The organism is Salibaculum halophilum, assembly GCF_002094885.1.
GTDB lineage: Bacteria > Pseudomonadota > Alphaproteobacteria > Rhodobacterales > Rhodobacteraceae > Salibaculum > Salibaculum halophilum.
Map to the genome: position 1 here is coordinate 1 of NZ_MSIT01000003.1, position 13,649 is coordinate 13,649.

The window sequence follows — 13,649 nt, forward strand, 5'->3', positions numbered from 1 at the left end:
AAGCCGGAGGATGTCGCGGCCCTGCGCGCGCTGGCCGAGGCAGCCGACGCGCCGCCGCCGGGGCCGCTGCCAACCGTGGCCGACCTGGCCGCGCGCCACACCGGCACCGACTGGCCCGCGGTGATCGACCGGACGGTCGGCCTCTGGGCGGCGGGGCATTTCGACCGGGGCCAGGCGCTCTGGTCGCCGCGGCCGGGGCAGGATGCCTTCACCGCCTGGCGCGAATGGGCCACGAATGACCTGACCCCGGAAATCGCCGGGCTGCCGGGCTTCTGCGCCCATGTCCTGGGCGCGCCGAACAGCGCCGACCGCGCCATCCTGCGCGCCGCAACCGCCCTCGGCCTGACGGGTGCGGCCGCCGAGACGGCCTTTCACCGGCTGTTCATGGACCTGAGCGGCTGGGCCCAGCACGCGCGCTGGCTGCACTGGCGGGCCGAGCAGGCCGGCGGCCACGACGCCACGCCCGCCGCGCTGCTGGCGATCCGGCTGATCTGGGAAGAGGCGCTGCTGGTCCACTTTCCCGGCCTGGCCGGGGCCTGGGCCGAAACCGTGGCCGCCCATGCCGACCCCGTCACCCCGTCGGATGACGATATCGGGCGGGCCATCCTGCAGGACGCCGCCGAACGGGCGCACCAGCGCCGGCTGGCGCAGGCCCTGGACGGCGGCGCGGGGGCGACCGAGGCGCGCCCGGCCCTGCAGGCGGCCTTTTGCATCGACGTGCGCTGCGAGGTCTTCCGGCGCGCGCTGGAAAGTCTCGATGCCGGGATCGAAACCATCGGGTTCGCCGGGTTCTTCGGCCTGCCATTGTCGCACCGCGCGCAGGGCTCCGACCTGGCCGAGGCGCACCTGCCGGTCCTGCTTACCCCGGCCGTCGAGACCACGAGCGCCGCCGACACGGACACGGAACAGGCGGTGCGCATTGCCGCCCGGGCGCGGCGGGCCTGGGGCCGGTTCCGGCAAGCGGCGGTGTCGTCCTTCGCCTTCGTCGAGGCGGCGGGGCCGCTTTACGCGGGCAAGCTGCTGCGCGCGGCCCTGGCCCAGCCGGGCCGGCCCGCCAGCCCCGATCCGGCCCCGCGCGTCGTCGGCGGGTTGAGCGCCGAAGCCAAGGCCGATACCGCCGAAACCGTGCTGCGCGCCATGAGCCTGACCGAGGGCCACGCCCCGATCGTCCTGTTGCTGGGGCACGGCGCGCAGGTCACCAACAACCCGCACGCAAGCGCTTATCACTGCGGTGCCTGCGGCGGCCAGACCGGCGAGGTCTCGGCGCGGATGCTGGCGGCACTGCTCAACGACCCGGAAACGCGCACCGGGCTGGCCGCGCGCGGGCTGCCCCTGCCCGCGGACACCCGCTTCATCGCCGGGCTGCACGACACCACGACCGACCGGGTAACGCTGCACGACGTGGACGCCGGTGCCCCCGACCTGGCCCCGGTCACCGACTGGCTGGCGCAGGCGGGCCGCATCGCGCGGGCCGAACGCGCCCGCACCCTGCCCGGCGCGCGTGCGGCGACATTGTCGCAACGGGCGCTGGACTGGGCCGAGGTGCGCCCCGAATGGGGGCTGGCCGGCTGCGCGGCCTTCGTCGCCGCCCCGCGCGCCGCGACCGCCGGGCGCGACCTTGGCGGGCGCGCCTTTCTGCACAGCTACGACTGGCGGGCCGATGCCGGGTTCGCGACGCTGGAACTAATCCTGACCGCCCCCGTGGTGGTGGCCAGCTGGATCAGCCTGCAATATTATGGGTCTTCCGTGGCTCCCGAGGTCTTCGGCGGCGGCAACAAGCTGATCCACAATGTCACCGGCGGCATCGGCGTCGTCCAAGGTAACGGTGGCCGCCTGCGCCCCGGCCTGCCCTGGCAGGCGGTGCACGACGGCGCGGCCCTGCGCCACGAACCGCTGCGCCTGACCGTGCTCATCGAGGCCCCGCAAGAGGCCATCGCGCAGGTGCTGGAGGCCCACCCGGAGGTTCGGGCGCTTTTCGACAACCACTGGCTGCACCTGCTGGCGCTGGAGGACGGGCGCGTCACCGCCCGCTACCGCCCCGGGCTGAGCTGGCAAGGCACCTGAAGGGGAGAGGCGCGCCCTGCCGGCGCGCCCCCGGTTCAGCCGTCCTTGCGGATCGTCTCGTTGCCGGGATCGTAGGGCGAGTCCACGACGACCTCGGCCCCCCAAAGCTGGTCGAACATCCTGATCTTCAGGCGGGTCCCCGGCTCGGCCAGGTCGGGGCGGACATAACCCATGCCGATGGACTTGCCGAAATGCACCGAATATCCGCCCGAGGTCAGCCGACCGACCCTGTCGTCGCCGTGATAGAGCGCCTCGACCCCCCAGGGATCGGCATCCTCGGGCCCGTCGATCAGTAGGGTGCAGCACTTGGTGCGCACGCCGACCTCCTCCATAGCCGCCTTGCCCTGGAACTCCTTGGACAGGTCCACGAACCGCGGCAGGTCGGCCTCCAGCGGGGTGGCGTCGCGGCCCAGTTCGTGCCCGAAGGCGCGATACGACTTTTCCTGGCGCAGCCAGTTCTGCGCCCGTGCGCCGACCAGCTTCATGCCGTGTTTCTCACCGGCCGCCTCCAGCAGGTCGAACAGGTAGTTCTGCATCTCGATCGGGTGATGCAACTCCCAGCCCAACTCGCCTGTATAGGCCACCCGGATCGCGTTGACCGGGCACATCCCCAACTCGATCTGGCGCGCGGAGAGCCACGGGAAGCGCTTGTTCGACAGCGCGGTTTCGGGTTCGGCGTCCTTGATGACCTCCTTGAGAACATCGCGCGACTTCGGCCCGGCGATGGCAAAGACGCCGTATTGCGTGGTCACGTTCTCGACCGCGATGTATCCGAACTCGCCCGCCTTGTCCTCGGCGCATTTGCGCAGGAAATCACCGTCGTAATCGGTCAGCGCGCCGGACGAGACGAGGTAATACTCATCCTCGGCCAGCCGCACGATGGTGTATTCCGTCCGCGTCGTGCCCTGCGGCGTCAGCGCGTAGGTCAGGTTGATCCGGCCCACCTTTGGCAACTTGTTGCAGGTGAACCAGTCAAGGAACGCGGTCGCCCCCGGCCCCGTGACCCGGTGCTTGGTAAAGGCGCTGGCGTCCAGCAGGCCCACGCCCTCGCGCACCGCCTTGGCCTCGTCGACCGCATAGTCCCACCAGCCGCCGCGGCGGAAAGAGCGCGCGTCATGGTCGAAACTGTCGGGCGCGTCCAGCGGGCCGAAGTAATTGGGCCGCTCGAAGCCGTTGACACAGCCGAACTGCGCGCCGCGCGCCTTGAGCCTGTCGTAGGACGGTGCGGTGCGCAGCGGGCGGCACTTCTCGCGCTCTTCATCCGGGTGGTGCAGGATGTAGACGTGCTCGTAGGCCTCTTCGCTCTTGCGGGCGCTGTACTCGGTGGTGATCCAGCCGCCGAACCGCTTGGGGTCGAGGCTCGCCATGTCGATCTCGGCCTCGCCCTCGACCATCATCTGCGCCAGGTAATACCCGGTGCCACCGGCGGCGGTGATCCCGAAAGAGAAACCCTCGGCCAGCCACATGTTGCGCAGCCCGGGCGCCGGGCCGACCAGCGGGTTGCCGTCGGGCGTATAGCAGATCGGGCCGTTGTAGTCGTCCTTCAGACCCACCTCCTCGGTCGAGGGGATGCGGTGGATCATCGACATGTATTCCTCCTCGATCCGCTCCAGGTCCAGCGGAAAGAGGTCGGCGCGGAAGGTGTCCGGCACGCCGTATTCGAAGCGCGCCGGCGCGTTCAGCTCATACGGCCCGAGGATCCAGCCGCCGCGCTCCTCGCGGACGTACCACTTGGCGTCGGCGTCGCGCAGGACGGGGTGCTCGGGGTTGTCCTTGCGATACGCCACCAGGGCCGGGTCGGCATCGGTGACGATGAACTGGTGCTCCACCGGGATCGCCGCGCTCTTGATCCCCAGAAGGCGCGCAGTGCGCTGCGCGTGGTTGCCGCTGGCGGTGACCACGTGCTCGGCGGAAATGACGACCTGCTCGTCTCCGGGCACGAGGTTGCCGCCCTTCTCGACCATCTTGGTGCAGGTCACGTCCCAGTGGTCGCCCTTCCAGTCGAAGGCGTCGGCCTGCCACTTGCGCTCGATCGTCACGCCGCGCTGGCGCGCCCCCTTGGCCATGGCCATCGTCAGGTCGGCCGGATTTATATAACCGTCCTCGGGGTGGTAGATTGCGCCCTTCAGATCCTCGGTGTTGACCAGCGGCCAGCTCTCCTTGATCTGCGCCGGCGTCATCCATTCGTAATGCACGCCCACGGTCTCGGCGGTCGAGGCATAGACCATGTATTCGTCCATCCGATCCTGCGTGCGGGCCATGCGCAGATTGCCCACCACCGAAAACCCGGCGTTCAACCCGGTCTCGTCTTCCAGCGTCTTGTAGAACTTCACCGAGTAATCGTGGATATGGCTGACCGCGTAGGACATGTTGTAAAGCGGCAACAGGCCGGCGGCATGCCAGGTGCTGCCGCTGGTCAGCTCGTCGCGTTCCAGCAGCATGACATCGTCCCAGCCCGCCCGGGCCAGGTGATAGGCGACCGAGGTGCCGATGGCCCCGCCACCGATGACGAGCGCACGGACATTGGTTTTCATCTTGGCGACTCCCGCTTTCCTTGTTGCCGCCACCATGCCCATTCTGGCCCTGAACCTGCGCCCTGCAGCCGACGCCAGAACCCTCAAAACCGACGCCCGGCTTCTTTGGGTCTCAAATACCGCGGGGGAGTCGGTCGCAGACCGACGGGGGCAGCGCCCCCCGCACCCGCTGCAGCCTGCGGGCCGCCCGGACTGAGGCGATCATGACCCGCTGGCCGAATGAAAGCGTGCGGAGGCACACCGCTTGGCAACCGCGCCGCCGACGACATCGGTTGCCCGCCCGGCCCGGCCCGGTGTAAGCCTGCCGGGCACCACGAGGCCGACCGGGACAGCCCATGCAGATCTGCCGCACCGTTTCCGACATCCGCGCCGCCCTGGCCGGGTTCCGCACCGAAGGGGCGGGTGTCGGCCTCGTCCCGACCATGGGCGCGCTGCACGCCGGGCACATGGCCCTGGTCAGCGCGGCGCGCGCGGCCCACGACCGGGTGGTGGCGACGATCTTCGTCAACCCCACCCAGTTCGGCCAGGCCGCCGACCTCGACACCTACCCGCGGACGGAGGCGCGCGACCTCGAACAACTCGACTCGGCCGGCGTCGACGCGGTGCTGATCCCCGAGGTGGCCGAGATCTACCCTGCGGGCGACGAGACCGTGGTCGAGACCACGCGCCTCGCCAATATCCTGCATGGCGCCGTCCGGCCCGGCCATTTCCGCGGCGTGACCACCGTGGTCGCCAAACTGTTCAACATCTGCCAGCCCGACGCCGCCTATTTCGGCGAAAAGGACTACCAGCAACTGCATGTCATCCGCCGCATGGTGTGCGACCTGCACATGCCCGTGACCATCCGCGGCGTGCCGACCGTGCGCGACACCGACGGGCTGGCCCTGTCGAGCCGCAACGCCCGGCTGAGCCGCGCCGATCGCGCCGCCGCGCCCGTCCTGGCGCGGGCGCTGGATGCGGCACAGGCCAGCGGCGCGGCCACCGCCGAGGCCCTGGACCAGGTCATCCGCGATACGCTCGCCACCGAGCCGCGCGCCACGCTCACGGGGCTGGACATCGTCCGCCTGCCCGCTTTCACCCCCGCCACCGGCCCGTTGACCGGGCCGGTCGGCATCATGATATCCGCCGAATTCGGCCGCGGGGACGACACCGTCCTCCTGATCGACCAGAGGGAGGTCCACCCATGAGCGCCCAGCCCGACACCGTCCGCCGCATTACCGTGCCCGACCTGCGCGCCCGCAAGGGGGGCACGCCGATCGTCTCGCTGACCTCCTACCACGCGCATACCGCGGCGCTGGTCGACAAATACGCCGATTTCATCCTGGTGGGCGACTCCCTGGGCATGGTGATGCACGGGATGGACAGCACCCTCGGCGTGCCGCTCGACCTGATGATCATGCACGGCAAGGCCGTGGTGCGCGGCACCCAGCGGGCGCTGGTCGTCGTCGACATGCCATTTGGCAGCTACGAGGAAAGCCCCGACGTGGCCTTTCGCAACGCCGCGCGGGTCATGAAGGAAACCCAGTGCCAGGCGGTCAAACTGGAAGGCGGCGCGCGCATGGCCGAGACCATCCGTTTCCTGTCCGACCGCGGCATCCCGGTGATGGCGCATGTCGGCCTGACCCCGCAATCGGTGAACACCATGGGCGGCTTCAAGGTGCAAGGCCGCGACGAGGCCGCCTGGGCCGTCCATGTCGACGATGCCCGGGCCGTGGCCGAGGCCGGGGCCTTCGCGGTCGTGGTCGAAGGCGTGGTCGAGGAACTGGCCGACCGCATCACCGAGGCGGTCGACATCCCCACCATCGGCATCGGCGCCTCGCGCAAGTGCGACGGCCAGATCCTGGTGCTCGAGGACATGCTGGGCCTGAACCCCCGGCCGCCGAAATTCGTCAAGGTCTACGGTCGGCTCGGCCCGATGATCGAAGAGGCGGTCAAGTCCTACGCCGACGACGTGACCGCCCGCGCCTTCCCCGGCCCCGACGAGGTCTACAAGTAGCGGCCCCAGGCCGCCGCGCCGACAAAATGCCCGCGCGGGTCGCTTACTCGGACACCATGCGGCCGACTTGGCGCGCCGTGCGCTCGCCGGGCAGGTAGGCCCCCAGCACCGCTTCGCGCGTGTCGCGCGCAAAACGGTCCAGCAGGTCGCGGTAATAGCCCCCGGCGCTGTTGACGGCGGCCCCGGCCAGCGCGCCGCCCCGGGTTTCGCGCGGACTTCCGGCGACGGCCAGAACGGGGTAGCTGGCCAGCAATGCCCCGTCCGTGTCGATGATCCGCACTGTCCCCTGCAACCGGGACTGGTCGCGCCCGAAGGCCGTGGCGGTGCCCGAAGCGACGTTCAGCCGGCTCACCTCGGCCTGCAGGGTCACCCCCTCGGGCGCCAGCCGCTCGGAGAATTCGCGGCGCAGGTATTGCCGCAGATCGGGGCCCAGCGTGCTGGCCCGGTCGGCCGCGCGAGTGTTCTGGAAGGACGCACCCTCGGTGATGACGGTGATGTCGGCCAGCCGCAGCGACCGGCGCAGATCACGCGGCAGCGGGTTGGGCGCACCAAGGGGCGCGCAGGCGACAAGCGTCGCACTCATGCCGGTGGCGATCAGGCTGCGGCGGGTCATCAGGGTGTCGTTTTTCATGTCGCGATCTTTCTTCTTGGCGAACCTTGCAGGCGCAAACCTCTAGCACCCGGCAATCGGCCGGGGAACCAAGGCCGGTTCACGGTTTGCGACAGGGTTGAAACGAAGCCTGCTACAGCATCGCGGGCACGACCTGGTCCGGCGGGCGGTGGCCGTCGTGATAGGTCTTGATGTTCAGCAGCACCTTCTCGCCCATCTCGATGCGGCCCTCGCGGGTGGCCGACCCCATGTGCGGCAACAGCACCACGTTCTTGAGCTCGCGCAGGCGCGGGTTGATCTGGTTGCCGTGCTCGAACACATCCAGCCCCGCCCCGGCCAGCTCGCCCGCGCGCAGCATCCGGGTGAGCGCGTTCTCGTCGATGACCTCGCCGCGCGAGGTGTTCACGATGACGGCGTCCTCTTTCATCAGCTTGAGCCGCCGCGCGTTCATCAGGTGAAATGTCGAGGGCGTGTGCGGGCAGTTGACCGAGATCACGTCCATCCGCGCCACCATCTGGTCCAGGCTTTCCCAGAAGGTCGCGCCCAAGTCGTCCTCGGTCTCAGGGCGCAGGCGGCGGCGATTGTGATAGTGTACCTGCATGCCGAAGGCCGCCGCACGCCGCGCCACGGCCTGGCCGATCCGGCCCATCCCGAGGATTCCCAGCCGCCGCCCGGCGATGCGCCCGCCCAGCATGGCGTTGGGGGCCCAGCCGCTCCATTCGCCCGACTGCATCCGCGCCAGCCCCTCGGGGATGCGGCGCGTCACCGCCAGCATCAGCGCCATGGTCATGTCGGCGGTGTCCTCGGTGGCCACGTCGGGGGTGTTGGAAACAAGGATGCCGCGTTCGCGCGCCGTGCCCACGTCGATATGGTCCACCCCGGCGCCGTAGTTGGCGATCAGCTTGAGCCGCTCGCCCGCCCGGCCGAGCAGACCGGCGTTGATCGTGTCGGTCAGCGTCGGCACCAGCACGTCGCAGCCCCCAACCGCCTCGGCCAGCTCTTCGGGGCGCATGGGGCTGTCGTCGTCGCGCAATTGCACGTCGAAAAGCTCCTTCATCCGGGTCTCGACGACCTCGGGCAACCGTCGCGTGACGACAACACTCAGGCGTTTGCGTGGCATGCGGCATCCTCCGTCGCTTTCCAGCCATCATCCTGTGTGGCAACCTGAACGCTACCGTCGCGGGGCACAAGAACCCCGCGCGGAAGAGGCGCAGATCGGCGGATGGATCCATGACAATCTTGCGGCAGGTTCTGGCCTGTGTCTTCGCTATCTGGGCCGGGTGCGTCCCGGCACAAGACACGGGGCGCGCCGCGGCCACGCCCGCAGAGGCCCGCGGCCCGGTGACCAACCTGCCGCTGCCGCGCTTTGTCTCGCTCAAGGCGAGCGAGGCCAATGTGCGCCGCGGCCCCAGCCTGTCGCACCGGATCGACTGGGTCTTCAAGCGCCGCGACATGCCGCTGCAGGTCACCGCCGAATACGGCCACTGGCGCCGCGTCACCGACCACGAGGGCATGGGCGGCTGGGTGCATTACGCGCTGTTGTCGGGCAACCGCACGGTGATGGTGCAGCGCGACAGGCTGGCGTTGCTGGCCCGCCCGGTCGAGGCGGCCCCGCAGATCGCCATCCTCGAACGCGGCGTCATCGCCGAGCTGGACGAATGCGGCCGCGACTGGTGCCGCCTGATCGCGGGCGGGCATCGCGGCTGGGCGCCCAAGCCGGTGCTCTGGGGTGTGTTCCCGCACGAGATTCGCGAGTAACCTTGCGCCCATGGCGGCACGGCATCACAGACTGAACCTGTCGGCCGGGCTGGCCTCGGTGTCGGTGGCGCTGGTGCTGGTGGCGGCCAAGCTCTGGGCGCTGGCGCAGACGGGCTCGCTGGCCGTGGCCGCGGCGCTGACTGACAGCGCGCTGGACCTGATGATGTCGCTGGGCGGGCTGGCGGCCATCGCCTATGCGGCCAAGCCCGCCGACGCCGACCACGCCTTCGGCCACACCGCGGCCGAGGACCTCGCCGCGCTGGCGCAATCGCTGATCATCATCGCCTCGGCCGGGGTGATCGGCGGCGCGGCAATCCTGCGCCTGGCATCCGGTGACAGCCCCCTGCCCGCGCAGGAAAGCAAGGGGATCGCGGTGATGGGCTTGTCCATCGGGCTGACCGGGGCGCTCGTCTGGTGGCAGCGGCGCGTGGCGCGGCGCACCGGCAACAAGGTCGTGTCCGCCGACAGCCTGCACTACATCGGCGACCTCGTGCCGAACCTGGGCGCGCTGATCGCGCTGGTCGCCTCGGCCCGGTTCGGGCTGGGCCAGGTGGACAGCGTCGTCGCCCTCGGCGCGGCCCTCATGCTGATCGTCGGTGCGCTGCGCATCGCGCGCGGGGCCTGGAACGCGCTGATGGACCGGCAGGCCGATCCGGCGACCCTGGCCCGGATCGAGCGGATCGTCGCGGAGTTTCCCGGCGTTCTGGGCTATCATGACCTCAAGACCCGGCAATCGGGCAGCCGCCTCTTCGTCAACCTGCACATTGAACTGGACGGCACCCAGACGCTGGGCGAGGCTCATGCCATCGGCGCGGCGCTGCGCCGGGCCATCCTGGCCGATTACCCGCAGGCTGACGTGCTGATCCACAAGGACCCGCACGGCGTGACGCCGCACCCCGAGGACCCCCAGAAGGAGGACCCAACGTGACCCCGGACATCCTCGAAGCCCGCCTGATCGCCCAGCGCAAGCTGCTCGCCCGGATCGTCGCCGCCCTGCAGGACCCGGCCATCGACGGCTATTTGGCCGAGCGCAACCACCTCGACCTCGGGGCCGAGGACCCGGGCGCGGTCCCCGACGAGGCGCTGGCCTTTGCCGGGGCCGTGGCCGACGAGCTGCGCGAGATCGAGACGCTGGCCGACCGTCTACGCGGCAAGCCCCCGGCCCCGTAGCAGCGCCGCCGCGTCGGGCAACGCGCCGCGGAAGCGCGTGTAAAGCGTCGCCGCCTCGGCGGCCCCGCCCTGCGAGAGGATATGCGCCTCCAGCGCGCGGGCCATCTCGGCGTCGAACGCCCCGCCAGCCTGCTCGAAGGCCTCGAAGGCGTCGGCATCCATGACCTCGGACCACATGTAACTGTAATAGCCCGAGGAATAGCCGTCACCGGCAAAGACATGGGCGAAATGCGGCGTGGCGTGGCGCATGCGGATCGCGGCCGGCATGCCGATCCCTTCCAGCACCTCGGCCTGTTTCTGCATCGGGTCCGCCGGGGCCGGGCCGTCGTGAAAGGCCAGGTCCACCAGCGCCGAGGCGAGGTATTCCACCGTCTGGAACCCTGCGTCATGCGTGGAGGCGGCCAGCAGCCGCTCAAGCAGGTCGCGCGGCATGGGATCGCCCGTTTCCGCATGGGTGGCGAAGGTCTCCAGCACCTCGGGCACCTCCAGCCAGTGCTCGAACAGCTGGCTGGGCAGTTCCACGAAATCGCGCGCTACCGAGGTGCCGCTGATCGAGGGATGGGTCACGTCCGACAGAATGTGGTGCAAGGCGTGGCCGAACTCGTGAAACAGCGTGCGCGCGTCATCATAGGACAGCAACGCCGGCCGACCCTCGGGCGGTTTGGCAAAATTGCACACGTTGACGACATGGGGCCGTATATCGCCGGCCAGTTTTTGCTGGCTGCGGATGGCACTGCACCAGGCGCCCGAGCGTTTCGATCCGCGCGCGAAGTAATCCCCGATGAAAACGGCCATGTGCTGCCCGTCGCGCGTGACCTCCCAGGCGCCGACGTCCGGGTGATAAAGCGGCGCGTCGATTTCCGCGAAGTCCAGCCCGAACAGGCGGTTGGCGCAGTCGAAGGCCGCCGCGATCATCCGGTCGAGCTGCAGGTAGGGCTTGATCTCTTCTTCATTGAGGGCGTGTTCAGTGGCGCGGCGGCGCTCGCTGTAATAGTGCCAGTCCCAGGGCTGCAGCGGCCCCGCGACCCCGTCGGCCTGCAGCATGTCCTGCAGCACCTGCGCGTCGGCCTCGGCTGCGCGCCTGGCAGGCGCCCAGACCTGCATCAGCAGGTCGCGAACCGCGTCGGGGCTGCCCGCCATCTCGGTTTCCAGCTTGTAGGCGGCAAAGGTGTCATACCCCAGCAGGGCGGCACGGTCTTCGCGCAATTTCAGCACCTCGGCGGCGATGGCGCGGTTGTCGGTCTCGCCGCCCCGTGCCCCGCGCGATGTCCAGGCTTCAAAGGCGCGCTGCCGCAGCGCCCGGTCGGGGCAGAACTGCAGGAAGGGCACGATCAGCGAGCGCGAGGCCGTCACCACCGGCCCGCGGTCGCGCTCAGCCCCCGCCGCGCGGGCGGCCTCCTGCACGAATCCCGGCAGGGCCTGCAGGTCCGCCTCGGACAGGTCCATGCACCAGTCCCGCTCATCAGCCAGCAGGTTCTGGGTGAAGCGCGTGCCCAGTTCAGCCAGCCGCTGTTTGATCTCCTTGAGCCGCTCGGCCTCCGCCCCCTGCAACCGCGCCCCCGCGCGCACGAAGCCGCGCCGGGTCAGCATCAGCACGCGGGCCTGCTCATCGGTCAGCTCCAGCGCGTTGCGGTCCTGCCAGAGCGCCTCGATCCGCGCGAAAAGCGCCGCGTTCGACGTGACCTCGGAGCCGTAGGCGGCCAGTTTCGGCGAAAACGCCCGCATCAGCGCCTGGCGCGCCTCATTATTGTCGGCCCCGGCCTGCGCGTAGAAGGTGCCCAGCACCCGGGCGAGGGTTTCATCGGCCAGCTCCAGCGCCTGAATCGTGTTGGCAAAGCTCGGCGGGTCGGGGTTCTCGGCGATCGCGGCGATATTGGCGCGCGCCGCGTCGAGTGCGGCGTCGACCGCCGGGGCGTAGTCGGCATCCCTGATCCGGTCATAGGGCGGCAGGCCGAAGGGCGTGTCCCAGTCGGCCAGCAATGGGTTGGTCATGGCGTCGGTCCTTCCTGTGCGGTTCCGCAAACGGGGCAATCGGCCCGCGGTGTCATCGCCATCACGCGGGTCTCGGCATAAAGCGCGTCATGGATCAACAAGCGCCCGCGCAGCCCCTCGCCGGCGTCGGTGATCGCCTTGACCGCCTCCAGCGCCATCATCGACCCGATGACGCCCGGCAGCGGCCCGGCGATCCCCGCCTCGGCACAATTGGGAACAAGCCCCGGCGCGGGGCGCTCGGGGAAGATACATTGATAGCAGGGCGTGCCATTGGCCGGGTCATAGAGGCTGATCTGCCCTTCCCACTGCGTCAGGGCGGCAGCAATCAGCGGGATGCCCCGCCGCGCACAGGTGCGGTTGACAAGGTAGCGCGTGTCGAAATTGTCCGACCCGTCGAGCACGAGGTCGTAGTCGTCGAACAGGTCCTCGGCGATGGCCTCGGTCAGGCGGCGCTGGTACGGGCGCACGGTAATGAAGGGGTTGAGCGCGGCCATCGCCTCGGCCGCGGAATGGACCTTGGGCAGGCCGATGCGCGCGTCGGTGTGGATGACCTGGCGTTGCAGGTTGGCGTTGTCGACCACGTCGTCGTCGATCACGCCGATGGTGCCCACCCCGCCCGCGGCGAGGTATTGCAAAACGGGCGCCCCCAGCCCGCCGGCCCCGATCACCAGCACGCGGGCCTCTTTCAGGGCCTTCTGGCCGGGCCCGCCGATCTCGCGCAGGACGATATGGCGGGCGTAGCGGTCCAGCTCGGTTTGCGAGAAACCGCCCGCGGCCGGGGGGGCCTCGGCCCGTTGCCCGCGCTCCGCACGCGCCTTCACGCGACGAAATCCCAGGCTGTAGGCCCAGACCACCAGCCCCAGCCCGATCACCAAGCCCCAGAGGCGCGGATCGCTGCCCGTCGCCTCGCGCAGGGGATGGCCATCGGGCAGGACCAGCTGCACCAGCAGCACCCCGCCCAGCAGAACGCCGATCATCGTGAACCGCGCCGACCGGGGCGCCTTCATCACCGCGCCGATGCCCCAGAGCGTCGCGGCCATGGCAAGGACGACTGTCATGCCGCCCCCGTCGAGCCGAAGCCGCCCGCGCCGCGGTCGGTGTCCTCCAGCGGGCCGACCTCGAAGGTGGCCTGCACCACCGGGGCCACGACCATCTGCGCGATGCGGCTGCCATGGGCCACGGTGAAATCTGCATTACCGGTGTTTTGCAGGATCACGCCCAGCGGGCCACGGTAGTCGCTGTCGATGGTGCCGGGGCTGTTGGGCAGGGTAATCCCGTGAGTCAGCGCCAGCCCCGACCGCGGCCGGACCTGCACCTCGTAGCCCGCCGGGATCGCCAGCCGCAGGCCCGTGGGGATCAGCGCCCGCGCGCCGGGAGCCAGCACCACCTGCCCGCGATCCTCGAAATTCGCGCGCAGGTCGGCCCCCGCCGCCCCGGCGCTTGCGTACTGCGGCAGGCCCAGCGCCCGATCCGCGCCCGCGTCCCATTCGACCCGGATCATAACCATGCCCGCCCTCGCTGCGTT

Annotated in this window: 12 protein-coding genes; 6 read left to right on the forward strand and 6 right to left on the reverse strand. The window is 70.0% G+C overall.

The window, feature by feature from the left end:
• A partial coding sequence (locus BU124_RS02905; RefSeq protein WP_143529866.1) for a YbcC family protein occupies positions 1-2,064 on the forward strand: 2,064 nt, incomplete at its 5' end.
• A gap of 35 nt (positions 2,065-2,099) precedes the next feature.
• On the opposite strand, the gene BU124_RS02910 is transcribed toward BU124_RS02905, so the two are convergent.
• Entirely contained in the window at positions 2,100-4,598 is a 2,499-nt protein-coding gene (locus BU124_RS02910) for a GcvT family protein (protein WP_084860957.1), read from the reverse strand.
• A gap of 335 nt (positions 4,599-4,933) precedes the next feature.
• Between BU124_RS02910 and panC the strand changes: the two genes are divergently transcribed.
• Together panC and panB are read left to right on the forward strand one after the other, a co-directional pair.
• Positions 4,934-5,785, forward strand: a complete 852-nt coding sequence (panC, locus tag BU124_RS02915; RefSeq protein ID WP_084860958.1) for a pantoate--beta-alanine ligase — start codon at positions 4,934-4,936, stop codon at positions 5,783-5,785.
• Entirely contained in the window at positions 5,782-6,594 is an 813-nt protein-coding gene (gene panB / locus BU124_RS02920) for a 3-methyl-2-oxobutanoate hydroxymethyltransferase (RefSeq protein WP_084860959.1), read from the forward strand. Before panC ends, panB begins: the two co-directional genes overlap by 4 nt.
• Positions 6,595-6,637: 43 nt before the next feature.
• On the opposite strand, the gene BU124_RS02925 is transcribed toward panB, so the two are convergent.
• Both BU124_RS02925 and BU124_RS02930 read right to left on the reverse strand, forming a co-directional pair.
• Positions 6,638-7,225 (reverse strand): hypothetical protein, encoded by a 588-nt coding sequence (locus BU124_RS02925; protein WP_084860960.1) that lies wholly within the window; start codon positions 7,223-7,225, stop codon positions 6,638-6,640.
• Positions 7,226-7,337: 112 nt separating this feature from the next.
• Positions 7,338-8,324, reverse strand: a complete 987-nt coding sequence (locus BU124_RS02930) for a 2-hydroxyacid dehydrogenase (protein WP_084860961.1) — start codon at positions 8,322-8,324, stop codon at positions 7,338-7,340.
• A 110-nt stretch (positions 8,325-8,434) separates the two neighbouring features.
• Between BU124_RS02930 and BU124_RS02935 the strand changes: the two genes are divergently transcribed.
• Genes BU124_RS02935 through BU124_RS02945 form a run of 3 tightly spaced genes read left to right on the forward strand, consistent with a single transcriptional unit; the run spans position 8,435 to position 10,132 of the window.
• Complete coding sequence (locus tag BU124_RS02935) at positions 8,435-8,962, forward strand: SH3 domain-containing protein (protein WP_084860962.1); 528 nt, start codon at positions 8,435-8,437, stop codon at positions 8,960-8,962.
• Positions 8,963-8,972: 10 nt separating this feature from the next.
• The gene (locus tag BU124_RS02940) at positions 8,973-9,890 is read left to right on the forward strand and encodes a cation diffusion facilitator family transporter (RefSeq protein WP_084860963.1); all 918 of its coding nucleotides are present in this window, start codon (positions 8,973-8,975) and stop codon (positions 9,888-9,890) included.
• On the forward strand, positions 9,887-10,132 hold the full coding sequence (locus tag BU124_RS02945) for a hypothetical protein (protein WP_084860964.1): 246 nt from the start codon (positions 9,887-9,889) through the stop codon (positions 10,130-10,132). The genes BU124_RS02940 and BU124_RS02945 overlap by 4 nt, the downstream gene beginning before the upstream one ends.
• Here BU124_RS02945 and BU124_RS02950 read toward each other — a convergent pair.
• From BU124_RS02950 to dut, 3 genes are read right to left on the reverse strand one after another with little or no spacing between them, the layout of a single operon-like run.
• Positions 10,106-12,124, reverse strand: coding sequence for a M3 family metallopeptidase (locus tag BU124_RS02950; protein WP_084860965.1), 2,019 nt, complete (start codon positions 12,122-12,124; stop codon positions 10,106-10,108). The two genes, BU124_RS02945 and BU124_RS02950, sit on opposite strands and share 27 nt — an antisense overlap.
• The gene (locus tag BU124_RS02955) at positions 12,121-13,182 is read right to left on the reverse strand and encodes a HesA/MoeB/ThiF family protein (RefSeq protein WP_084860966.1); all 1,062 of its coding nucleotides are present in this window, start codon (positions 13,180-13,182) and stop codon (positions 12,121-12,123) included. The genes BU124_RS02950 and BU124_RS02955 overlap by 4 nt, the downstream gene beginning before the upstream one ends.
• The gene (gene dut / locus BU124_RS02960; protein ID WP_084860967.1) at positions 13,179-13,631 is read right to left on the reverse strand and encodes a dUTP diphosphatase; all 453 of its coding nucleotides are present in this window, start codon (positions 13,629-13,631) and stop codon (positions 13,179-13,181) included. The genes BU124_RS02955 and dut overlap by 4 nt, the downstream gene beginning before the upstream one ends.
• Positions 13,632-13,649: the final 18 nt, after the last annotated feature.